Consider the following 21,414-nt stretch of genomic DNA (forward strand, 5'->3'; position numbering starts at 1 on the left):
ATCCGGTAGGTTTGCCGACCGTTGCCCCGGTATCCCAACGGCAGAGGAAATGGTCTCAAACACCATCGAGTGTGGGTTCGAATCCCACCCGGGGCACGAGGGATGTCGGCACCCAGAGCCACAGTGGTGGCATGTACACGCGCCGGGCCAGAGAGGCCGCGCTGGCGGCCCTCGCGGCAGGCGAGACCGCCGCGGAGGTCAGTCGTCGTCTCGGTGTCGCGCGCTCGACGCTACGCGCCTGGACCCGTGATCCGCAGGGCCGGGCGGAGGACGACGACTGCCCCGGCTGCTCTGGCTGCGCGGTCGACGGGTCCGCCTACGCTGCCCTCCTGGGCTTCTATCTCGGAGACGGATGCCTCTCGGCGGCGGCGCGCTACGTCGTCTTTCGGGTGTCCTGCGACGCGTCTTACCCGCGCGTCGTCGACGACGTCACCCACCTGATCACCCTCGTGCGACCTGGGTCCAAGGTCTTCCACGTGACCGCACCCGGCACCGTGGTCGTCCAGTCCCACTGGAAGCACTGGCCGTGCCTGTTCCCCCAGCACGGTCCCGGGCGCAAGCACGAGCGCCCGATCGTCCTCGAGCCCTGGCAGCGACAGGTCGTGGCGGCGCACCCGGGAGACTTCCTGCGGGGGCTCTTCCACTCCGACGGCAGCCGGACGGCCAACTGGGCCAGGCGCACGGTCCAGGGGCAGCCCCGTCGCTACGACTACCCGCGCTGGGAGTTCGTGAACCACTCCGCCGACATCCTCGGGCTCTGCACGTGGGCTCTCGACCTGTGCGAGATCCGGTGGCGCCGACCACGGCCGGTGTGCGTCGCGGTCTCCCGACGTGACGACGTACGCCGTCTGGACGAGCTGATCGGCCCGAAGGCCTGAGCTCAGGTGATCCGGCGGTAGGCCGGGGTGACCTCGTGCAGGGCATCGCCCATCCGGTGGATCCGCATCGCGTTGGTCGAGCCGGGGATGCCCGGCGGCGAGCCGGCGATGATCACGACCTGGTCGCCCTCGGAGACCCGGCCGATCTCCAGCAGCGCCTCGTCGACCTGGCGCACCATCTCGTCGGTGTGCTCGACGTCGCCGGCCAGGAAGGTCTCGATGCCCCAGCTCATCGACAGCTGCGAGCGCACCTTGGCCACCGGGGTGAAGGCGAGCACCGGCACCCGCCCGCGATAGCGCGAGAGGCGACGGGCCGAGTCGCCGGACTGGGTGAAGGCGACGAGGTACTTCGCGCCGACCCGGTCGGCCACCTCGGCCGCGGCCTTGGCGATCACGCCGCCGCGGGTGCGGGGCTGCCAGTCGATGGCGGCCATGCTGGCCAGGGCGTGGTCCTCGGTGGAGGCGACGATCCGGGCCATGGTCTCGACGGTCTCGATCGGGAACTCCCCGACGCTGGTCTCGCCCGAGAGCATCACCGCGTCCGCACCGTCGAGGACCGCGTTGGCGACGTCGGAGGCCTCCGCGCGGGTCGGGCGGGGGTTGCTGATCATGGACTCCAGCATCTGCGTCGCCACGATCACCGGCTTGGCGTTGCGGCGAGCCTTGTCGATCACCCGCTTCTGGAGGAACGGCACGTCCTCCAGCGGGCACTCGACCCCGAGGTCGCCCCGAGCCACCATGAACGCGTCGAACGCCTTGACCACCTCGTCGAGGTTGTCGATCGCCTGCGGCTTCTCGATCTTGGCGATGATCGGCAGCATCACGCCTTCTTCGCGCATGATCGCGCGGACGTCGTCGGCGTCGCTGCCCGAGCGCACGAAGGACAACGCGATGAAGTCGACCGAGGTCCGCAGCGCCCAGCGCAGGTCCTCCTTGTCCTTCTCCGACAGGGCGGGCACGCTCACCGCCACCCCCGGCAGGTTGAGGCCCTTGTGGTCGCTGACCTTGCCGGCCACCTCGACCTCGGTGGTGACGTCCTCACCGTCCACGCCGACCACGCGCAGCCGGAGCTTCCCGTCGTCGACCAGGATCGGGTCGCCCGGGCTCACGTCGCCCGGCAGCCCGTCGTACGTCGTGCCGCAGATGCTGGCGTCACCCTCCACGTCGCGCGTGGTGATCACGAAGGTCGCGCCCTTGGCCAGCTTGACCTTGCCGTCCTTGAAGGTGCCCAACCGGATCTTCGGGCCCTGGAGGTCGGCGATGATGCCGACGCCGTGCCCGGTGTCGTCGGAGGCCTGGCGGACCATGTCGTAGCGGCGCCGGTGCTCCTCGTGGCTGCCGTGGCTCATGTTCAGCCGGGCGACGTCCATGCCGGACTCGACGAGCTTGCGGATCATCTCGGGGGTGTCGACCGCGGGACCGAGGGTGCACACGATCTTGGCTCTACGCACGAGATCCAACCTACCCGCTGTTGGATCGATCCAAGGAACGATCAGCGCACCGAGATTGTCAGGACCCCGGAGGTGACCGACGGATCCTCACCGCCGAGCAGCCAGACCCGGTGACCGGAGACCGCGACCGCCGCGTCACTGAGGGGACGAGGCAGGGCGCCGGCCCGGGTGAACCGCCCGGTCGCCGGGTCGAACCACCACATCGCTGCCGTCTGCTGGTCGGGGCTGACCCGGCCGCCCACGAGCAGGATCCGGCTGCCGACGGCGGCGGCCATGGCGTGCCCGAGGGGCACCGGCAGCCGGGCCACCACGCGGGTGCGTCCGGTGCCGAGGTCCACGGCCTGCACGCCGTCCAGCTCGGCACCGAGGACCTCCCCGCCGAAGACGTACGCCGTGTTGCCGATCCGGGCGGTGGCGGCGTAGCGCACGCCTCGGACCAGGTGGCCCGCGGGCGTGGTCGACCCGTCCGCCGCCAGGGAGAGGATCGTGGTCGGCACGCTGGCGCCGTCGTACCCCCCGATCACGAACGCCTGGGTGCCTCGCTGCACCACGCTCAGGTCGGAGCGGGTCGTCGGCAGGTGTCCGGTCACGTGCCAGGCGCTGTCGGTGAGCACCTGGACGACGTCCTGCTCGGTGGCGTTGCCACCGCCGACGACGGCCGGCACTCCCCCGACCAGGCCGCCGGCGACGTCGTGGACCGGCACCGCGAGGGACTGGAGTCGGGTGATCCGGCCGGTGGCCAGCTCGATCCGCAGCGCCTCGTCGGTGGACTGGTCACCGGCGACCAGGCCACCGGCCAGCACCACCGTGCCGTTCCCGACCGGAACCACCGCCTGACGGCCGCTGGCGGTCGGCAGCGTCCAGTGGGCGGCCGACACCCTGGCGACGTGCGGCACGAACGCCTGCGGGCTCACCGTGGCGGTCCCGGCACCGGTCGGTGCGCTCGTGGGTGACGAGGTGCCGACGACACCCGAGCCGGCCGCACCCGGCGTCGACGACCCGCCGCCACAGGCGGCGAGCGCGGGCACGACCAGGAGCAGCGGCAGCAGGCGCCCTCTCACCGCATGTTCCCGGTGTGGCCCAGCGAGTAGCGGCCGGGCTGGGGCCAGACCGCGATGCCGTGCGGGCTGCCGCCGACCGGGATCTTCGCGATCAGGTGCCCGGTGGCGGTGTCGAAGCCGTAGACGACGCCGTCGTTGCGGCCGGAGAGCCACAGGGTCCTCCCGTCGGCCGAGACCCCACCCATGTCGGGGCTGCCGCCGCCCGGGATCACCCAGGTGTCCACGATCTTGTTCGACGCCGGGTCCAGCACGCTGACCTCGCCGGCGCCCCGGTCGGAGACGTAGAGCCGGGTGCCGTCGCGGCTCGGGTAGATGCCGTGCGGCATCCGCGGCATCCCGATCACCCCGACCTGCTTGAAGGTCTTCGCGTCGATCAGGCGCAGCTCGTTGGTGCCCATGTCCGCGACGTAGAACGTCGTGCCGTCGGGCGAGATCCGGACGTCCTGCGGGACGCTCTTGCCCATCGTCATCGGGTCCGCGTGCGGAGCGGTCGGCTGCGGGTCGAAGTGGATCACGCCCTCGACCTGGTGGCTCAGGGTGCCGATCTTGAGCAGCTCACCGGAGAACTCGCAAGTCACCACGAAGAAGCGGCCGTTGCCGGAGAAGTCGGCATGGTTGGGGCCCAGACAGCCCGGCTCCTTGAGGTCGTCGATGGTCTTCCACGTGTGCGGGTCGGCGAACCGGATCGTGTCGTACTCCTCGATCATCACCACCGCGGTCTTGCCGTCCGGCGTGAAGTAGAGGTTGTAGGGGCGCGGCATCGAGATCGCCCGGCCGCGCAGGCCGGTGCGGGGGTTGATCTCGATCAGCTGGTTGGCGACGCTGGAGTTGGTGTAGAGCGTCTTCAGGTCGTACGACGGCACGACGTGCTGGCTGAGGTAGCCGACCGGGATCACCCGGACGATCTGGTGGGTCCGCTGGCTGATCACGGTGACCGTGGAGCCGTCGGAGTCGGGCACGTAGAGCAGCTCCGGGTCGTGGCGGACCTGTGGGGACAGCATCCCGGCCCGGGTCTGGGAGTAGACGTCGTTGCCGACCACCGGTGGCATCCCGGGGAGCGGGTTGCGGAACGGAGGGGCGACGTACGCCTTGTTCGCCGAGCCCGTGGCCGTGGACGTGTCGGGCGAGGAGGACGACGACGAGTGCGGTGACGTGGGCGGGCCGGCCCCCGGCGTCGGTCCGCCCGACGAGCCGCGCTGCAGCCCCCACAGGGTCAGCAGGACGACGCCGACGGCCAGGAATGCGGCGGCCGGGCGGGCAGCCTGCTTCCACGACACGCGACAATCTCCTCGAGGCTCTCGGACGGGCCTGCGGCCACGCTATCGGGAGCACCTGACCGTTGCCTGAACGACCCGCCCGGCCCTCCCCTTCCGGACGCCTCGGGGCACGCGCGGGTCAGACCACGAGGGGCCGGGCCGTCGGCGGGATCGGCCGCGGCAGGCTGGTCTCGCCGGTGAGGTACTCGTCGACCGCAGCCGCCGCAGCCCGGCCCTCGGCGATCGCCCACACGATCAGCGACTGCCCGCGCCCGGCGTCGCCGGCCACGAACACGCCGTCCACGCTGGAGGCGTACCACGCGTCGCGGGCGACGTTCCCGCGCTCGTCCAGCTCGACCCCGAGCTGCTCGAGCAGCCCGCCCCGCTCGGGGCCGGTGAAGCCCATCGCCAGCAGGACCAGCCCGGCAGGGATCTCGCGCTCGGTGCCCGCGACCGGCTGGAACGACGCGTCGACGTCCACCAGCTGCAGGGCCCGGACCCGGCCCTCCGCGTCGCCGAGGAACTCCTGGGTGGACACGGCGTACACCCGCTCCCCCGCCTCCTCGTGCGCCGACGAGACCCGGAAGGTCATCGGGTAGGTCGGCCACGGCTGTCCGGCCGGCCGGGCCTCGGGCGGCTGGGCCAGGATCTCGAGCTGGGTCACCGAGGCGGCCTGCTGCCGGATCGCCGTACCGAGGCAGTCCGCCCCGGTGTCGCCGCCGCCGATGATCACGACGTCCTTGCCGGTGGCGGTGATCTGGTCGGGCACCTCGTCGCCGAGCGAGGCGCGGTTGGACTGCGGCAGGAACTCCATCGCCTGGTGGATGCCCGCGAGCTCGCGACCGGGCACCGGCAGGTCGCGGCCGACGGTCGAGCCCACCGCGAGGACGACCGCGTCGTAGCGCTCCCGCAACCGTTCGCCGGTCAGCTCGGCACCCACGTCCACCCCGGCCCGGAAGACCGTGCCCTCGCGCCGCATCTGGTCGAGGCGTCGGTCGAGCACCTGCTTCTCCATCTTGAACTCGGGGATGCCGTAGCGCAGCAGCCCGCCGATCTTGTCCGCACGCTCGTAGACCGCCACCGTGTGGCCGGCGCGGGTCAGCTGCTGGGCCGCCGCGAGGCCGGCCGGGCCGGACCCGATCACCGCCACGGTGCGCCCCGAGAGCCACTCGGGTGGCTGAGGTCGCACGTAGCCCGACGACCAGGCGCGGTCGATGATCGCGACCTCGACGTTCTTGATCGTGACGGGGTCCTGGTTGATGCCGAGCACGCAGGCCGTCTCGCAGGGCGCGGGGCACAGCCGGCCGGTGAACTCGGGGAAGTTGTTGGTGGCGTGCAGGCGGTCCATGGCGCCGTCCCAGTCGTCGCGCCAGACCAGGTCGTTCCACTCCGGGATCAGGTTGCCCAGCGGGCAGCCCTGGTGGCAGAAGGGGATGCCGCAGTCCATGCAGCGTGACGCCTGCGTCGAGATGATCGGCAGCAGGGCCCGGCCCGGACCGCCGGGATAGACCTCGTGCCAGTCGTGGATCCGCTCCTCGACGGGGCGACGGGCGGCGACCTCGCGGCCGTACTTCAGGAACCCGCGGGGGTCAGCCATGCAGCACCTCCATGACGCGCTTGTCGGCCTCGTCGTCGTCCAGCCCGTTCCGCAGCGCGTCGGCCCGGGCCTCGAGCACCCGGCGGTAGTCGCGCGGCATCACCTCGGTGAAGCGCGGCAGCGCGGCGGCCCAGTCGGCCAGCAGCGCCTCCGCGACCTCCGAGCCGGTCTCCTCGTGGTGACGCCGGACCAGCTCGCGCAGGTCGCCGGCCACCCCCTCGGGCACCGGCCCCAGCTCGACCAGCTCGCGGTTGACCCGCTGCTCCTTGAGGTCGAGCACGTACGCCGTACCACCGCTCATCCCGGCGGCCAGGTTGCGGCCGGTCTTGCCGAGCACGACCACCCGGCCTCCGGTCATGTACTCACAGGCATGGTCGCCCACACCCTCGACCACGGCGGTGGCACCGGAGTTGCGCACGCAGAAGCGCTCCCCCACCCCGCCGCGCACGAAGATCTCGCCGGACGTCGCGCCGTACCCGATCACGTTGCCGGCGATGATCTGCTCCTGAGCCACGAAGCGGGCAGCGCGGTCCGGGCGGATCACCACGCGGCCACCGGACAGGCCCTTGCCGACGTAGTCGTTCGCGTCACCCTCGAGGCGCAGGGTGATGCCACGCGGCAGGAACGCGCCGAACGACTGGCCGGCCGAGCCGAGGAAGGTGAGGTCGATGGTGCCGTCGGGCAGCCCGTCCGCGCCGTACCGCTGGGTGACGCGGTGACCGAGCATGGTGCCGACCGTGCGGTTGACGTTGCGGACGGCGAGCTGTGCCCGGACCGGCTCCTCGCGTTCGAGCGCCGGCTCCGCGAGGGCGATCAGCTGGTTGTCGAGGGCCTTGGCCAGCCCGTGGTCCTGGGTGTGGACCTGGCGCAGCGCCTGCCCGGCGAACTGCTCGCCGACCTCGGCGACGTGGAGGATCGGTGCCAGGTCGAGCCCGGACGCCTTCCAGTGGTCCACGGCGCGGTCGACGTCGAGGGTCGACACCTGGCCGATCGCCTCGTCCAGGGTGCGGAAGCCCAGCTCGGCGAGCAGCTCGCGCACCTCCTCGGCGATGTACTCGAAGAACGTGACCACGAACTCCGGCTTCCCGCTGAACCGCTGCCGCAGCACCGGGTTCTGCGTCGCCACCCCGACCGGGCAGGTGTCGAGGTGGCAGACCCGCATCATGATGCAGCCGCTGACCACCAGCGGGGCGGTCGCGAAGCCGAACTCCTCGGCACCGAGCAGCGCCGCGACCACCACGTCGCGCCCGGTCTTGAGCTGGCCGTCGGTCTGTACGACGATCCGGTCGCGCAGCCCGTTGACCAGCAGCGTCTGCTGGGTCTCGGCCAGGCCGAGCTCCCACGGGCCGCCGGCGTGCTTGAGCGAGGTCATCGGCGCCGCGCCGGTCCCGCCGTCGTGCCCGGAGATCAGCACCACGTCGGCGTGGGCCTTCGAGACCCCGGCTGCGACCGTGCCGACCCCGACCTCGGCGACCAGCTTCACGTGCACCCGGGCCTGCGGGTTCGCGTTCTTGAGGTCGTGGATCAGCTGGGCGAGATCCTCGATGGAGTAGATGTCGTGGTGGGGTGGCGGGCTGATCAACCCCACCCCCGGCGTCGAGTGCCGGGTCTTGGCGACCCACGGGTAGACCTTGTTGCCCGGGAGCTGGCCGCCTTCACCGGGCTTGGCGCCCTGGGCCATCTTGATCTGGAGGTCGTCGGCGTTGGTCAGGTAGTCACTGGTGACCCCGAAGCGACCCGACGCCACCTGCTTGATCGAGCTGCGGCGTTCGGGGTCGTGCAGGCGGTCGGTGTCCTCGCCGCCCTCGCCGGTGTTGGACTTCGCCCCGATCCGGTTCATCGCGACCGCGAGCGTCTCGTGGGCCTCGCGGCTGATCGAGCCGTAGGACATCGCGCCCGTGGAGAACCGCTTCACGATCGACGAGACCGGCTCCACCTCCTCGAGCGGCACCGGCGGCCGCCCGGTGTCTGCGGCCTGCTTGAACCGGAACAGCCCGCGCAGGGTCATCAGCCGCTCCGACTGCTCGTCGACGCGGGAGGTGTACTGCTTGAACACGTCGTAGCGCCCGGTGCGGGTCGCGTGCTGCAGCCGGAACACGGTCTCGGGGTCGAACAGGTGCGGCTCGCCGTCGCGCCGCCACTGGTACTCACCGCCGACCGCGAGCTCGCGGTGGGCGGGGCTGATCCCGCCGCGGGGGTACGCCGTGCCGTGGCGCCGGGCGACCTCCTCGGCCAGGGTGTCCAGCTCGATCCCGCCCAGCTTGGAGGTGGTGCCGGTGAAGTACTTGTCGACCAGCTCCTGGGACAGGCCCACCGCCTCGAACGTCTGGGCGCCGGTGTAGGAGGCGACCGTCGAGATGCCCATCTTGGACATCACCTTGAGCACGCCCTTGCCCAGGCCCTTGATCAGGTTCTTGACCGCGGCCTCGGGCTCGACGGTGACGTAGTAGCCGTCGCGGGCGAGGTCCTCGACCGACTCCATGGCGAGGTAGGGGTTGACCGCCGCGGCGCCGTACCCGATCAGGAGCGCGACGTGGTGCACCTCGCGGACGTCGCCGGCCTCGATCACCAGCCCGACCTGGGTGCGGGTCTTCTCCCGGACGAGGTGGTGGTGGACGGCTCCGGTGAGGAGCAGCGACGGGATCGGCGCCAGCTCGGCGGTGCAGTGCCGGTCGGAGAGCACGATCACCCGGGCGCCGTCGGCGATCGCCGCGGACACCTCCGCGCAGATCTCGTCGAGCCGGCGGGCCATTGCGGGACCGCCGCCCTCGACCTCGTAGAGCCCGCGGCTGACGTGGGTGATGAAGCCGGGCATGTCACCGTCGCGGTTGATGTGCCGGATCTTGGCGAGGTCGTCGTTGTCGAAGACCGGGAACGGGAGCACGATCTGCCGGCAGGCGGCGGGCGTCGGGTCGAGCAGGTTGGCCTCGGGACCGATGGTGCCGCCCAGGGAGGTCACCAGCTCCTCGCGGATCGCGTCGAGGGGCGGGTTGGTGACCTGGGCGAACATCTGCGCGAAGTAGTCGAACAGCAGCCGTGGCTTGTCACTGAGAGCCGCGATCGGGGTGTCGGTGCCCATCGAGCCGAGCGCCTCGACCCCGGAGTTGGCCATCGGGGTGAGCAGGACCCGGAGCTCCTCCTGGGTGTAGCCGAACACCTGCTGGCGGCGGGTCACCGAGGAGTGGGTGTGCACGATGTGCTCGCGCTCGGGGATGTCGTCGAGGTGGATCAGGCCGGCGTGCAGCCACTCGGCGTACGGGTGCTCGGCGGCCAGCTCGCCCTTGATCTCCTCGTCCTCGACGATCCGGTGCTCGTCGGTGTCGACCAGGAACATCCGGCCCGGCTGGAGCCGGCCCTTGCGGACGATGGTCGCGGGGTCGAGGTCGAGCACGCCGACCTCGGAGGCGAGCACCACCAGTCCGTCCTCGGTGACCCAGTAGCGGCTGGGTCGCAGGCCGTTGCGGTCGAGGACGGCGCCGATCTGCGAGCCGTCGGTGAAGACCACGCACGCGGGGCCGTCCCACGGCTCCATCAGGGAGGAGTGGAAGGCGTAGAACGCCTTGCGCTCGGCGTCCATCTCCTGGTGGTTCTCCCAGGCCTCCGGGATCATCATCAGCACGGCGTGGGGCAGGCTGCGGCCGCCCATGTGCAGGAGCTCGAGCACCTCGTCGAAGCTGGCCGAGTCGGAGGCGCCCGGGGTGCAGATCGGGAACAGCCGGTCGAGGTCCCCGGGGATCAGGTCGGAGTCGAGCAGGGCCTCGCGGGCCCGCATCCAGTTCCGGTTGCCCATCACGGTGTTGATCTCGCCGTTGTGGGCGATGTAGCGGAACGGGTGGGCCAGCGGCCAGCTGGGGAAGGTGTTGGTCGAGAAACGGGAGTGCACCACCGCCAGCGCGGAGGTCACCCGGTCGTCGGTCAGGTCGGGGAAGAAGTGGTCGAGCTGATCGGTGGTGAGCATGCCCTTGTAGAGCAGTGTGCGGGTGCTCAGGGAGCCGAAGTAGACCTCCGCCTCACGCTCGGCCCGCTTGCGCAGGCAGAACGCCATCCGCTCCAGCGCCATCCCGGTCAGCCGGGGGCCGGCGGCCGCGACGAAGAGCTGGCTGAACAGCGGCATCACGCCCCGCGCGGTCGCCCCGAGCAGGTCGGGGTCGACCGGCAGGTCGCGCCAGCCGAGGACGATCAGGCCCTCCTCGTCGGCGAGCTCCTCGACCCGCTGCCGGGTCTTGGCCACCCGGTCGCCGTCACCCTCCAGGAACGCCGTGCCGACGGCGTACGAGCCGGGACCGGGGAGGTCGAAGTCGACGACCTCGGCCAGGAACGCGTGCGGGACCTGGAGCAGGATGCCGGCGCCGTCGCCGGAGTTGGCCTCCGCGCCGGCCGCGCCGCGGTGGTCGAGGTTGCGCAGGGCGGTGAGCGCCTTGGCCACGATCTCGTGGCTGGCCTCCCCGGTCAGGGTGGCGACGAAGGCCACGCCGCAGGCGTCGTGCTCGAAGCGCGGGTCGTAGAGACCCTGGGCGGGCGGGCCAGCGTGAAGTCCGCTCATCGACCGGTGCTCCCGTCGTCAGTGCCCGCACGGTGTCCGGGGCGGGCTGGCAAGGCGGTGGCAGGGGACGGCGTTGGCCCAAGCGCGGTCAGGCTACCAAGCGGTACGCCGTACCGGCCGTCCCTTCTTGCCCTGCGGACAGGCGCTGTCGGAATCGTCGGTTCACCGGCGCGCGCGCTCACCGGGCGTGGCAAGGGCCGAGAGGAGTGATGGGCGCGCTGCCCGGGTGACGGAGGTGACCTGGAGGCCACGCCCGTGGGCATAATGGCCGCCATGTCGGGACTCCCCAGTGGAACGGTCACGTTCCTCTTCAGCGACATCGAGGGCTCGACGTCGTTGCTCAAGGCGCTCGGCGACGGCTACGGCGACGTGCTCGACACGCATCGACGGCTGATGCGCACCAGCTTCCACGACCTGGGAGGCGTCGAGATCGACACCCAGGGCGACGCCTTCTTCTTCGCGTTCCCACGAGCCCGCGACGCGGTCGCCGCAGCGGTGGAGGCACAGCGCCTCCACGCGGTGGAGGAATGGCCCGAGGAACGGCCGGTCCGGGTCCGGATGGGCCTGCACACGGGCGAGCCCGCCATGGGCAGCGAGGGCTACCTCGGCATCGACGTGGTGCGCGCCGCACGGCTCTGCACGGTGGGGCGCGGCGGCCAGGTGCTCCTGTCGGAGACCACGCGGGCCCTCGTCGGAGGCACCCTCCCGGACGGGGTCTCGGTTCACGCTCTCGGGGAGCGGCAGCTCAAGGACATCGACGAGCCGGAGCGGATCTTCGAGCTGGCCATCGAGGGCGCCGCGAGCCCGGAGGCTGCCCCGGCAGTCGCCGAAGCGCCGCCGGCGCCGGCTGAGGCACCTGCCGCCGCGCCGCCACCGTGGCCCCCGACCGACGAGCAGCCCTCGCGCACGGCCGACTTCGGCGCTCGGCTGGTCGAGCAGATCCAGGATCACGTACGACAAGTGATCGAGAACCCCCTGCAGCGCACGCGCTCCCAGGCCGACAGCCTCGCCGAGCGGGTCGCCGAGAAGCCGGCGACCATCACCGAGAAGCTCGACCACAAGCCCCGCAACCAGCGGGTGACCGGCTGGCTCTGACCGGTCAGGGACCCGGATCGGTGGGGCCGTCCCGCATCTCCTCGCCGTCCGGGTCGGGCGTGAGGATCGGCTCGGACACGTCGGCGGCCGCGGCCCGGTCGGCGGCGAGCCGCCGCTCGGTGTAGACCACGGTCTCACGGTCGGGGTGCCGGCGGCCGGCGACGACGAAGTACACCGCCGCCAGCACGAACAGCACGATCGAGGTCCAGACGTTGAGGCGCAGCCCGAGCACGTGCTGATACTCCACGTTGTCGATGCGCAGGGTCTCGATCCACCCGCGGCCGGCCGTGTACGCCATCACGTAGAGCGCCATCACCCGACCGTGGCCGAGCTTCCAGCGGCGGTCGGCCCAGAGCACGAACCCGAAGGCGCCGAGGTCCCAGATGGACTCGTAGAGGAACGTCGGCTGGAAGGTGGCGTACTGCTCGTAGCCGGGCGGGCGGTTGGCGACGTCGATCTTCAACGCCCACGGCTCGGTGGACGGCTTGCCGAACAGCTCCTGGTTGAACCAGTTGCCCCAGCGGCCCATCGCCTGTGCGACCAGCAGGCCCGGGGCCATCGCGTCGATCACGGGCGGTACCCGGATCCCCTTGCGCCGGGCCCCGATCCACACGCCGACGCCGCCGAGGGCGATGGCGCCCCAGATGCCCAGCCCCCCGCGCCAGATGTACAGGGCGTCGATCGGCTGCCGGCCGGCGCCGAAGTAGAGGTCGTGGTCGGTGATCACGTGGTAGATCCGGCCGCCGACCACGCCGAACGGCACGGCCCACAGCGCCAGGTCGGAGACCTCGCCCTTGAGGCCACCACGCAGCACCCAGCGGCGCTCACCGATCCAGATCGCCGCCACGATCCCGGCGATGATGCACAGCGCGTAGCCGCGCAGGGGCAGGGGACCGAGGTACCAGACGCCCTGCGAGGGGCTGGGGATGAACAGGGTGGTCACGGTTGTCCTCAGGAGAGCAGCTGGTGGATGTCGTGCGCGAACTCGGGAGCGGTGGTCCCGAGCGTCCAGACCACCGGCACGGTGTGCTTGCCGTCCATGCCGAGGACCTGGGTGCCGTGGGTCATGTCGTAGCCGCCGCTGGGCAGGCGGTTGCCCTTCTCGACCGGTACGCCGACCTGCCGGGCGACCTTCAGGATCCTCGGCAGCGGGCCGGTCAAGCCGGTGAACTGCGGGTCGAACCGGTCGAGCCAGGCCCGGATCACCGGGCCGGTGTCGCGGGCCGGGTCGGTGGTCACGAAGACCACCCGAACCGCGGCGCGGTCCGCGTCGTCGAGCTGGTTGACCGCTGACGCCAGCGTCGCCATGGTCGTCGGGCACTCGTCGGGGCAGTGGGTGTAGCCGAAGAAGATCAGGGTCAGCCGCTTGCCGCTGCTCGTCAGAGAGGTGGTCGCGCCGCTGGTGTCGGTGAGCCGGGTGCCGGGCACGTGATACGGCGTGTGCAGCTCGGCGCCGGAGAACGTGCTGGCCGAGCTCTTCGCACAGGACGCCAGCACGAGGGCGACCAGCGGGACCACGAGCAGCAGCCCGATCCCCCGGCGCGTCCTAGCCACGGCGTACGCCCGCGGCCAGGTCCTCGGTGAGGCGGCGCAGCGCCGCGAGCCCGCCGGCCCGGTCGTCGTGGTCGAGGAGGCAGCGGACGAACGCGGAGCCGACGATCACCCCGTCGGCGTACGCCGCGACCTCGGCCGCCTGCTCACCGTTGCTGACCCCGATCCCGACGCCGATCGGGAGGTCGGTGGTCGCCCGGGTGCGCTCGACCAGGGGCCCGGCCAGGTCGCTGGAGGCGGCGCGGGCACCGGTCACGCCCATCACCGCGGCGGCGTAGACGAAGCCACGGCACGCGGCCGTGGTCATCGCGATCCGCTCGTCGGTCGAGGACGGCGCCACCAGGAAGATCTTGTCGAGGTCGTGCTGGTCGGCGGCGGCGATCCAGCCGCCGGCGCTGTCGGGGGTGAGGTCGGGTGTGATCAGGCCGGCTCCCCCGGCCGAGGCGAGATCGGCGGCGAACCGCGCAACGCCGTACCGCTCGACGGGGTTCCAGTAGGTCATCACCACGGTCGGGGTGCCGGTCGCCGCCACCGCCTCGACCGTGCGCAGCACGTCGCTGATCCGGACGCCGCCCTCGAGGGCCCGCTGGGCCGCCGCCTGGATGGTCGGGCCGTCCATCACCGGGTCGCTGTAGGGCAGGCCGACCTCGATCACGTCGCAGCCCGCGTCGACCAGGGTGCGGATCGCCTCGATGCCGCCCTCGACGTCGGGGAAGCCGGCCGGCAGATAGCCGACCAGCGCCGCCCGGTCGTCGGCCCGGGCCTTCTCGAAGGCCGTGGAGACGCTCACGTGACCGGCTCCGCTTCCCCGCCCTCGGCCTCGCCGAGACGGAACCAGTCGCGCGCGGTCTCCATGTCCTTGTCGCCTCGCCCGGACAGGTTGATCAGCATGATGTCGTCGGGGCCGTAGCCCTTCGCCACCTGCAGCGCCCCGGCGATCGCGTGGGCCGACTCGATGGCGGGGATGATCCCCTCGGTACGGCTGAGCAGCGCCATCGCCTCCATCGCCTCGGCGTCGGTGACCGGGGTGTACGACGCCCGTCCCGACGCCGCGAGCCAGGCGTGCTGCGGCCCGACGCCCGGGTAGTCGAGGCCCGCGGAGATCGAGTGCGACTCGATGGTCTGGCCGTCCTCGTCCTGGAGCACGTAGGTCCGCGCGCCGTGCAGCACACCGGCGTCGCCGGCCGTGATCGTGGCGGCGTGGCGGCCGGTCTCGAAGCCGTCACCGCCGGGTTCGAAGCCGTGGATCTCCACGTCGTCGTCGAGGAAGGCCGTGAACAGACCGATCGCGTTCGAGCCACCGCCGACGCAGGCCGCGACGCCGCGCGGCAGCACGCCGTACCGGTCGAGGCACTGGGCCCGCGCCTCGTCGCCGATCGCGCGGGTGAAGTCACGGACCATGCTGGGGAAGGGGTGCGGGCCGGCGGCCGTCCCGAAGAGGTACGCCGTGTGGTCCACCGAGGCGACCCAGTCGCGCAACGCCTCGTTGATGGCGTCCTTGAGGGTGGCGCTGCCGGAGTCGACCGGGATCACCCGGGTGCCGAGCAGCTGCATGCGGGCGACGTTGAGCGCCTGGCGCTTGACGTCGACCGAGCCCATGTAGACGGTGCAGTCGAGCCCGAAGTAGGCCGCCGCGGTGGCGCTGGCGACGCCGTGCTGGCCGGCCCCGGTCTCGGCGATCACGCGGGTCTTGCCCATCCGCCGGGTGAGCAGGGCCTGGCCGAGCACGTTGCGGATCTTGTGCGCCCCGGTGTGGTTGAGGTCCTCGCGCTTGAGCAGGATCCGGCAGCCGACCTGCTCGGAGAGCCGGCCGGCCTCGTAGAGCGGGCTCGGCAGGCCGGCGTACTCGCGGCAGATCGTGGCGAACTCGTCGGTGAACGCGGGGTCGGCCATCGCCTCGTGCCAGGCCGCCGTCAGCTCGTCGAGGGCGCGGACCAGGGCCTCGGGCATGAAGCGCCCGCCCCAGCCCTCGGCCCCTCCGAACCAGCCCTGCTCGTCGGCTTCCCAGCCGCCCGCGGGTCGGGCGGCCTTCTCCGGTGGTCGAGCGGAATTCCCCGGTGGTCGAGCGGAATTCCCCGGTGGTCGAGCGGAGTCGAGACTCATGGCGTCACTCCTGTCATCGCACGCACGGCTTCCTCGGGAGCACCGTCGCGGACCAGTGCCTCGCCGACCAGCACGACGTCTGCTCCTTCCGCGACCCGACGGCGTACGTCGTCGGGGCCGGTGATGCCGCTCTCGGCCACCTTCACGACGCCGTCGGGCAGCTGCGGTGCCAGCTTGGAAAAGGTCGCAGGGTCGACGTCGAGGGTCTTCAGGTTGCGGGCGTTCACCCCGACCAGCCGGGCCTCGAGCGCGACCGCGCGCTCGGTCTCGGGCTCGTCGTGCACCTCGACCAGGGCGGTCAGCCCGAGCTCGCGGGCATGGTCGTAGAGCCGGGTCAGGGCGTCACCGGGCAGCGCGGCCACGATCAGCAGCACGAGGTCGGCGCCATGGGCCCGCGCCTCGAGCAGCTGGTAGGGCTCGACCACGAAGTCCTTGCGGAGCACGGGCGTCGTGACGGCCGCTCGGACGGCGTCCAGGTCGGCGAGACTGCCGCCGAAGCGGCGCTGCTCGGTCAGCACGCTGATCGCCGCGGCTCCGCCCCGCTCGTAGGCAGCAGCGAGCGCCGCGGGGTCCGCGATGTCGGCGAGGTCGCCCTTGCTCGGGCTGCGCCGCTTCACCTCGGCGATCACCGACGAGCCGGGCCGCCCGAAGGCCGGCATCGGGTCGCGGGCGGGGGGAAGGTCGAGCAGGCGGGCGCGCAGGTCCGCCTCGGGGACCTCCGACTGCCGCCGGGCCAGGTCGTCTCGCACGCCCGCGACGATGTCGTCGAGCACGGACATGACACGACCTCCCAAGGGTCCGACCGGAGCGAGCGGAATCGCCGCCCAGCCTCTCACGCGGCACCTGAGCGGCCGTGACCTGCCCAGGATCGACGGACGCGTGCCCGAGCCGTCAGGGGGCGAGCCAGCTGCCGGGCAGGTTGCGGGCCACGACGAAGACCGTCACGAGCACGAGCAGGGCGACCGTCAGCGCGCGCGGCACCGGTGGCACGAGGTGGGCGTCATGGCCCTGCCACGAGGCGAGGCTCCAGCGGGCGAAGAGCAGCCCGACCACCGGGATCAGCGCCACCAGGAGGAGGTTGCTCGACGCGGCCGCCGCCACGTGGCCGTGAGTGAGGTCGTTGACCGCGCGCAGGCTCCCGCAGCCCGGGCAGTAGAGGCCGGTCGCGAGGTAGAGGGGGCAGACCCCCCAGGAGTGGGAGACGTGGGGGTCGCGCAGCCTCAGGGCGAGCGTCGTCGCCGCGACCCCGCCCGCGGCGAGCAGCGGACCACGCATCCGGGCCGCGCGGGTGCCGGCGGCCGCGGGGACGAGCCGCTCGGTCGTCAGGCTCATCGCGGGCCGCTCATCGGCTCAGTGGCCGCCGGGCCCGTTCAGGCCCATCCGCGACATCACCACGAACAGGACCAGGGCGACCACACCGAGGGCGACGCCGACCCAGAAGACCGCGAGCTTCACCGGGTCGAACATCAGGCCGATGCCGCCGACCACGAATCCCAGCATCGCCACCGCCACAGCCGCCCAGGCTGCCGGGGTGTTGCCGTGGTTGTCAGACATGCAGTGCTCCTCGTGGACGGTCTCCCGAAACGGGTAGCCGCATCCTAGTGGTCGCGATCGGTGGGGTCGTGCCCCTGGTCGATGGCGCGCCACAGGTCGACCTCCGACATGTCCTCGACGGACGGCCGGGCGGCCGGGGCGTCGTAGCGGCTGCCCATCTCGGGCCAGTGCGGACACAGCCGTACGGCGCTCACCGCGGTCGCGAGGGCGACCAGCGAGGCCAGGAGACCGACCCACCACCAGGCCGTGGTGTGGACGCCGATCCCGGTGACCCCGAGGTCGAGCGTCGCCGAGCGAGCCGAGTCGAGAGCCGAGGCCCGCCCCAGCACCGAGGTCGCCACCAGACCCGCGGCGCCCAGGACCCCCGCGGCGGCGACCACGCGTCGTACCACCCCGCGGGTGACCAGCAGGACGCCCCAGCAGGCCAGGGCCACCAGCCCGAGGGCGGCACCGAGCGGCACGTGGCCACCGGACCGGTCGACAAGGGCGGCGGTGCCGCCGGTCCGGTCGGGGGACGCCCAGGGTCGGCCGCCGGCGAACGCGGCGAGGCCCGAGCCGGCGAGGCCGGCCAGCACCGTCGGCCCGAAGAGGCGGCGCGGCTCAGACACCGGCGCCCCGCGGGTCGTCGGAGATCCACAGCACGTCGGCGTCGAAGCAGGTGCGGTCGCCGGTGTGGCAGGCGGCGCCCTCCTGCTCGACGCCCAGCAGCAGGGTGTCGCCGTCGCAGTCGAGGCGCACCGAGCGCACCCACTGCCGGTTGCCCGAGGTCTCGCCCTTGGTCCAGTACTCACCGCGCGAGCGGCTCCAGTACGTCGCCCGGCCCGAGGCGATCGTCCGGGCCAGCGCCTCGTCGTCCATCCAGCCCAGCATCAGCACCTCTCCGGTGTCGTGCTGCTGCGCGATGGCCGGGACCAGGCCCGCGTCGTTGCGTCGCAGTCGTGCGCTGATCGCCGGGTCGAGGTCCACCCGGTCATCCTCCCATCGGCGCCTATGCTCGGCAGACATGACCTCCCTCGCCCGCCGCGAACGCCTGGCCCTCTGCGACACGGCCCTCCGTGAGGGTCCGGACGCGCCCACCCTGTGCGAGCCGTGGGACGTCCAGGCCCTGCTCTGCCACCTCCTGGTGCGCGAACGGCGGCCGGTCGCGGCGGTCGGCATCGCCGTGGGCCCGCTGTCGGGTCTGACCGACCGGGCGATGGGGCGGCTGGCGCGCACCGACTTCCCGGTGCTCGTCGAGCGGTTCCGGACGCCGTGGGTGCTGCCGTTCGCGATCCCCGGCGTGGAGCAGGTCGTCAACACCACCGAGTTCTACATCCACCACGAGGACATCCGCCGCGCGCAGCCCGGCTGGGCGCCACGGCTGCTGTCGGACGCCGACGAGGCGACCCTCTGGTCGTTCCTGAAGGTGGTCGGCCGCGGGCTGACCCGTTTCGCCGGCGTCCCCGTGCGGATCTCGTGGGACGACCACGTGGCTGACCTGCGTGGCGGGGAGGGCGACCCGGTCGTCGTCTCGGGCCCTCCCTCGGAGCTGGCCCTGATGCTGTACGGGCGTGATCGCGTCGCGCAGGTGAAGTACGACGGTCCGGACGACGCGATCGCCCGGCTGCGTAACACGGACCTCGGCATCTAGGTCAAGTTTTGCCCAGTTGTGCCCTCTCGGAGGCGAAGTCGGGCTACCGTCGTGATGTGGCCCACCCCCACTTCCAGGGCCACACGAACGACGCTCGCGCTCTCCAATTGCGGGCGTCGTTCCTGCGTCCGCGGCGCGGTCCTCGATCCGTCCCCGGCCGGGGGTCGTGATGACCGACGAGTCGTTCGACCGGGACTCGTGGGAGCGCCGCTGGGACCAGGTGCAGCGCGAGCACTCCCACCAGGTGGCGGCGCGGCCGCCGAGCGCGACCCTGCGGTCGGAGGTCGCTGGGCTGCCCTCCGGCCGGGCGCTCGACGCGGGCTGCGGGCACGGCGCCGAGTCGCTCTGGCTCGCCGGGCGTGGCTGGCAGGTCACGGCGGTCGACTTCTCGCGGACGGCGCTCGACCTGGGTCGCACCCTGGCCGACGCGGCCGGCCCCGTGGTGGCCGACCGGATCACCTGGGTCGAGGGCGACCTCGGCCGCTGGACTCCCGAGGTCGGTGCGTTCGACCTCGTCAGCTGTCTCTACGTCCACGTCACCGGCTCCGTGGACGAGCTGATCCGGCGGCTGGGCGCGGGCGTCACGCCCGGTGGGACGCTCCTTCTGGTCGGTCACCAGCCGGTGGATCCCGCCACCGGTGCTCCGACGGCTGCGGCGGGCCAGGTCCAGGTCTCGGTGGCCGACGCGGTCGGCGCGCTCCCCACCACCGACTGGGAGGTCGTCGCGGCCGAGGACCGACCACGTGCGGCCGCCCGGAGCGGAGTCGACGCGGTGGTGCGCGCCGTACGTCGTCGCTAGGCGACCGCCCGTCCCGGCGCGGTCAGGGCAGGTAGCGGCGGGAGCCGACGTACTCCGACTGGTACGCCGTCGTCGCGGTGGCGATCACCTGGACCCGCGCCCCGGTGTGGGGACTGTGGACCATCAGCCCGTTGCCGACGTACATCGACACGTGATGGACCAGGCCGTTCGTCGCGTAGAACAACAGGTCACCCGGGCGTGGCCGGGCGGCCGAGGTGCCGTGCTGCGACTGCGGCTCGGCGTCTCGGGGGATCCGGATCCCGTGCACCCGGTAGTCGAGCCAGGTCAGACCCGAGCAGTCCAGGCCGAATCCGGAGGCACCGGCCCAGAGGTAGGGCAGTCCGAGGAACTGCTCGGCGGTGTGGACCAGGCTCGCTCGCGTCGGTGCCCGGGCCGGGCTGCCGGTCGGGTGGACGACGACGACGTGGCCGGCGATCCGGCGGACCCGGCCGCTGGGCGCCATCACCCGGACGAACCCGTCGGTGATGCCGACCACGGGGAGGCTGGTGCCGAAGCTGATCGGGAACAGCGGCACAGCCCCCGCGTCGTCGGTGCGCAGCTCCGCGATCCGGACCACCACCGTCGCCACCTGCGCGGAGCCGGTCGGCGGCCGGGCGGTGAGCTGTCGGCGTGGGACCCAGCCCGGGTAGCCGCGAGGGTCGGCCGGGGTCGGCTGGGAAGGGACGACGACACGAGCCCAGCCGGGGCGGTCGGGAGGGAGCGCCAGCACTCGCACCCGGTCGCCCAGCAGCGCCTGCGTGTCCGCCCGGCCGCTGAGCCCGCGCCGTTCGGCCAGGGTCAGGTCCGCCAGCCAGGTCTCGATCCGTGCCGGGCGGGTCAGGGCGGGCGCGTCGACCGCACGCGGTGAGCTCGGTGACCGCCAGAGGGTGGCCACCGAGACCGAGACCCACGCGTCGTGCCCGACGGCCAGCGGCGGCTGGTCGCCGCCGCCCCGCGGGTGCGCAATCGTCACCGTGGAGGCTGGCCGGTCCGAGCTCCCGGGGTCGGCCGACGTCCGGTCGGCCGCGCACGAGCCGACCAGGAGCGCTGCCACCAGCGCCGCCAGGGTGACCCTGCCCACGGACCTGCGCACGACTCCACGGTGCCGCCTCTCCCGGGCCGCCGTCCAGTGGCGAAGGTCATCGGACCCTGTTGAGACGCCACGAACCCCCGGACCCACTGGGGCCGCCGGACTCACGGGACCGGGAAGTCTCTCGGAGGGCCCTCTCCGGTGGCCCCGTCGACGTCCTCGCGCAGCAGGTCGGCGTGCCCGGTGTGGCGGGCGTACTCCTCGATCATGTCGGCCATCAGCCGGCGCAGGCTCATGCCCTGGTGGGTCCTCTGCTCGAGGCCGCCGTGGGACAGCGCCTCGGTGAGCGCGTGGCGCGAGCGCTGCACGGACGCGACCCACAGCCCACGGAGGGCATCGGGGGTGTCGTCGGCCGCCGAGCTCCAGACCCACTCCTCCCAGTCCCGCTCGAGGTCCACCCCGTCGAACGGCGCCGTCGACGGGCGACCGGCGAGGTGGTCCTGGAAGTAGAGCTCCTCGACCCAGGCCAGGTGCTTGAGCAGGCCACCCAGCGTCACCGACGACCGGCCGAGTCTCAGCGCCAGACCGTCCGCGTCCACGTCCGCGCACTTCCAGGCGAAAGTGCGCCGGTTGCGTTCGAGGGTGACCACCGCGGTCTCGACCTCGTCGCCGTGCAGGAAGCGTTCGAGGTCCAGCTCGGGCGGCTGTCCGGGCGTGAAGCCGAAGGTGGTCGTCATGCGTCGAGCCTAGGCATGATTCCGGACGAGAGACGTCAGCAACCCGCCCGCGTCAGGAGGCTCGGCGTACGACGGCCTCCTGCTCACGCGACCAGCGAGCGGCGCGTCGCGACGCGTCGGTGGCGAACT

The 21,414-nt window shown here is 72.4% G+C and carries 20 protein-coding genes and 1 tRNA gene; 5 read left to right on the forward strand and 16 right to left on the reverse strand.

The genetic code is table 11. The features are described 5' to 3' along the window. Nucleotides 1-23 precede the first annotated feature (23 nt). Nucleotides 24-96, forward strand: a tRNA-Leu gene (locus E3N83_RS07145). 35 nt (nt 97-131) lie between these two features. Continuing rightward, entirely contained in the window at nt 132-878 is a 747-nt protein-coding gene (locus E3N83_RS07150) for a transposase (protein ID WP_151082634.1), read from the forward strand. Between the two features lie 2 nt (nt 879-880). Here the strand turns inward: E3N83_RS07150 and pyk are convergent, their stop codons facing one another. From pyk to gltB, 5 genes are all read right to left on the reverse strand, one after another. Next, a complete protein-coding gene (gene pyk / locus E3N83_RS07155) occupies nt 881-2,329 on the reverse strand; it encodes a pyruvate kinase (protein WP_151082635.1) in 1,449 nt (482 codons plus the stop codon). 41 nt (nt 2,330-2,370) lie between these two features. Further along, complete coding sequence (locus E3N83_RS07160) at nt 2,371-3,390, reverse strand: Kelch repeat-containing protein (protein ID WP_151082636.1); 1,020 nt, start codon at nt 3,388-3,390, stop codon at nt 2,371-2,373. Continuing rightward, a complete protein-coding gene (locus E3N83_RS07165; protein WP_202879344.1) occupies nt 3,387-4,667 on the reverse strand; it encodes a YncE family protein in 1,281 nt (426 codons plus the stop codon). The genes E3N83_RS07160 and E3N83_RS07165 overlap by 4 nt, the downstream gene beginning before the upstream one ends. Nucleotides 4,668-4,785: 118 nt before the next feature. Next, on the reverse strand, nt 4,786-6,243 hold the full coding sequence (locus tag E3N83_RS07170; protein ID WP_151082637.1) for a glutamate synthase subunit beta: 1,458 nt from the start codon (nt 6,241-6,243) through the stop codon (nt 4,786-4,788). Beyond that, nucleotides 6,236-10,786 carry a glutamate synthase large subunit gene (gene gltB, locus E3N83_RS07175; RefSeq protein WP_151082638.1) on the reverse strand — a complete coding sequence of 1,517 codons (4,551 nt, stop codon included), beginning with the start codon at nt 10,784-10,786 and terminating at the stop codon, nt 6,236-6,238. Before gltB ends, E3N83_RS07170 begins: the two co-directional genes overlap by 8 nt. A gap of 273 nt (nt 10,787-11,059) precedes the next feature. Here gltB and E3N83_RS07180 point away from each other — a divergent pair, with 273 nt between their 5' ends. Beyond that, nucleotides 11,060-11,881: an adenylate/guanylate cyclase domain-containing protein gene (locus E3N83_RS07180; protein WP_191907998.1), complete on the forward strand. Its 822-nt coding sequence runs from the start codon at nt 11,060-11,062 to the stop codon at nt 11,879-11,881. A gap of 4 nt (nt 11,882-11,885) precedes the next feature. Here E3N83_RS07180 and lgt read toward each other — a convergent pair whose 3' ends face one another. The 9 genes from lgt to hisI form a co-directional block, all read right to left on the reverse strand. Continuing rightward, the gene (gene lgt, locus E3N83_RS07185) at nt 11,886-12,824 is read right to left on the reverse strand and encodes a prolipoprotein diacylglyceryl transferase (protein WP_151082640.1); all 939 of its coding nucleotides are present in this window, start codon (nt 12,822-12,824) and stop codon (nt 11,886-11,888) included. A gap of 8 nt (nt 12,825-12,832) precedes the next feature. Continuing rightward, the gene (locus E3N83_RS07190; protein WP_238343109.1) at nt 12,833-13,435 is read right to left on the reverse strand and encodes an SCO family protein; all 603 of its coding nucleotides are present in this window, start codon (nt 13,433-13,435) and stop codon (nt 12,833-12,835) included. Beyond that, complete coding sequence (gene trpA / locus E3N83_RS07195) at nt 13,428-14,222, reverse strand: tryptophan synthase subunit alpha (protein WP_151082641.1); 795 nt, start codon at nt 14,220-14,222, stop codon at nt 13,428-13,430. Before trpA ends, E3N83_RS07190 begins: the two co-directional genes overlap by 8 nt. After that, complete coding sequence (gene trpB, locus E3N83_RS07200; RefSeq protein WP_151082642.1) at nt 14,219-15,535, reverse strand: tryptophan synthase subunit beta; 1,317 nt, start codon at nt 15,533-15,535, stop codon at nt 14,219-14,221. The genes trpA and trpB overlap by 4 nt, the downstream gene beginning before the upstream one ends. Continuing rightward, nucleotides 15,532-16,314 (reverse strand): indole-3-glycerol phosphate synthase TrpC, encoded by a 783-nt coding sequence (trpC, locus tag E3N83_RS07205; protein ID WP_151082643.1) that lies wholly within the window; start codon nt 16,312-16,314, stop codon nt 15,532-15,534. The genes trpB and trpC overlap by 4 nt, the downstream gene beginning before the upstream one ends. Before the next feature lie 112 nt (nt 16,315-16,426). After that, nucleotides 16,427-16,867, reverse strand: coding sequence for a DUF2752 domain-containing protein (locus tag E3N83_RS07210; RefSeq protein WP_202879345.1), 441 nt, complete (start codon nt 16,865-16,867; stop codon nt 16,427-16,429). Between the two features lie 18 nt (nt 16,868-16,885). Beyond that, nucleotides 16,886-17,089, reverse strand: a complete 204-nt coding sequence (locus E3N83_RS07215) for an HGxxPAAW family protein (protein ID WP_151082644.1) — start codon at nt 17,087-17,089, stop codon at nt 16,886-16,888. 44 nt (nt 17,090-17,133) lie between these two features. Then, on the reverse strand, nt 17,134-17,697 hold the full coding sequence (locus E3N83_RS07220; RefSeq protein ID WP_151082645.1) for a Trp biosynthesis-associated membrane protein: 564 nt from the start codon (nt 17,695-17,697) through the stop codon (nt 17,134-17,136). Then, entirely contained in the window at nt 17,690-18,094 is a 405-nt protein-coding gene (gene hisI / locus E3N83_RS07225) for a phosphoribosyl-AMP cyclohydrolase (RefSeq protein WP_151082646.1), read from the reverse strand. The genes E3N83_RS07220 and hisI overlap by 8 nt, the downstream gene beginning before the upstream one ends. On the opposite strand from hisI, the gene E3N83_RS07230 reads away from it, so the two are divergent. Together E3N83_RS07230 and E3N83_RS07235 are read left to right on the forward strand one after the other, a co-directional pair. Beyond that, nucleotides 18,093-18,719, forward strand: a complete 627-nt coding sequence (locus tag E3N83_RS07230; RefSeq protein ID WP_191907999.1) for a TIGR03085 family metal-binding protein — start codon at nt 18,093-18,095, stop codon at nt 18,717-18,719. The genes hisI and E3N83_RS07230 overlap by 2 nt on opposite strands. A gap of 169 nt (nt 18,720-18,888) precedes the next feature. Next, on the forward strand, nt 18,889-19,518 hold the full coding sequence (locus E3N83_RS07235) for a class I SAM-dependent methyltransferase (RefSeq protein ID WP_151082648.1): 630 nt from the start codon (nt 18,889-18,891) through the stop codon (nt 19,516-19,518). Between the two features lie 22 nt (nt 19,519-19,540). On the opposite strand, the gene E3N83_RS07240 is transcribed toward E3N83_RS07235, so the two are convergent. Both E3N83_RS07240 and E3N83_RS07245 read right to left on the reverse strand, forming a co-directional pair. Further along, nucleotides 19,541-20,611 (reverse strand): C40 family peptidase, encoded by a 1,071-nt coding sequence (locus tag E3N83_RS07240; protein ID WP_151082649.1) that lies wholly within the window; start codon nt 20,609-20,611, stop codon nt 19,541-19,543. A 101-nt stretch (nt 20,612-20,712) separates the two neighbouring features. Then, a complete protein-coding gene (locus E3N83_RS07245; RefSeq protein WP_151082650.1) occupies nt 20,713-21,285 on the reverse strand; it encodes a mycothiol transferase in 573 nt (190 codons plus the stop codon). Nucleotides 21,286-21,414: the final 129 nt, after the last annotated feature.

This window comes from Nocardioides cynanchi (assembly GCF_008761635.1).
Taxonomy (GTDB): domain Bacteria; phylum Actinomycetota; class Actinomycetes; order Propionibacteriales; family Nocardioidaceae; genus Nocardioides; species Nocardioides cynanchi.

Bases quoted from the DNA above. Each gene is read 5' to 3' on its own strand.
- E3N83_RS07150 (WP_151082634.1), top strand. From the start codon at position 132: ATGTACACGCGCCGGGCCAGAGAGGCCGCGCTGGCGGCCCTCGCGGCA.
- E3N83_RS07170 (WP_151082637.1), bottom strand. From the start codon at position 6,243: ATGGCTGACCCCCGCGGGTTCCTGAAGTACGGCCGCGAGGTCGCCGCC.
- gltB (WP_151082638.1), bottom strand. From the start codon at position 10,786: ATGAGCGGACTTCACGCTGGCCCGCCCGCCCAGGGTCTCTACGACCCG.
- E3N83_RS07180 (WP_191907998.1), top strand. From the start codon at position 11,060: ATGTCGGGACTCCCCAGTGGAACGGTCACGTTCCTCTTCAGCGACATC.
- trpB (WP_151082642.1), bottom strand. From the start codon at position 15,535: ATGAGTCTCGACTCCGCTCGACCACCGGGGAATTCCGCTCGACCACCG.
- trpC (WP_151082643.1), bottom strand. From the start codon at position 16,314: ATGTCCGTGCTCGACGACATCGTCGCGGGCGTGCGAGACGACCTGGCC.
- E3N83_RS07210 (WP_202879345.1), bottom strand. From the start codon at position 16,867: ATGAGCCTGACGACCGAGCGGCTCGTCCCCGCGGCCGCCGGCACCCGC.
- E3N83_RS07215 (WP_151082644.1), bottom strand. From the start codon at position 17,089: ATGTCTGACAACCACGGCAACACCCCGGCAGCCTGGGCGGCTGTGGCG.
- E3N83_RS07230 (WP_191907999.1), top strand. From the start codon at position 18,093: ATGACCTCCCTCGCCCGCCGCGAACGCCTGGCCCTCTGCGACACGGCC.
- hisI (WP_151082646.1), bottom strand. From the start codon at position 18,094: ATGTCTGCCGAGCATAGGCGCCGATGGGAGGATGACCGGGTGGACCTC.
- E3N83_RS07235 (WP_151082648.1), top strand. From the start codon at position 18,889: ATGACCGACGAGTCGTTCGACCGGGACTCGTGGGAGCGCCGCTGGGAC.
- E3N83_RS07245 (WP_151082650.1), bottom strand. From the start codon at position 21,285: ATGACGACCACCTTCGGCTTCACGCCCGGACAGCCGCCCGAGCTGGAC.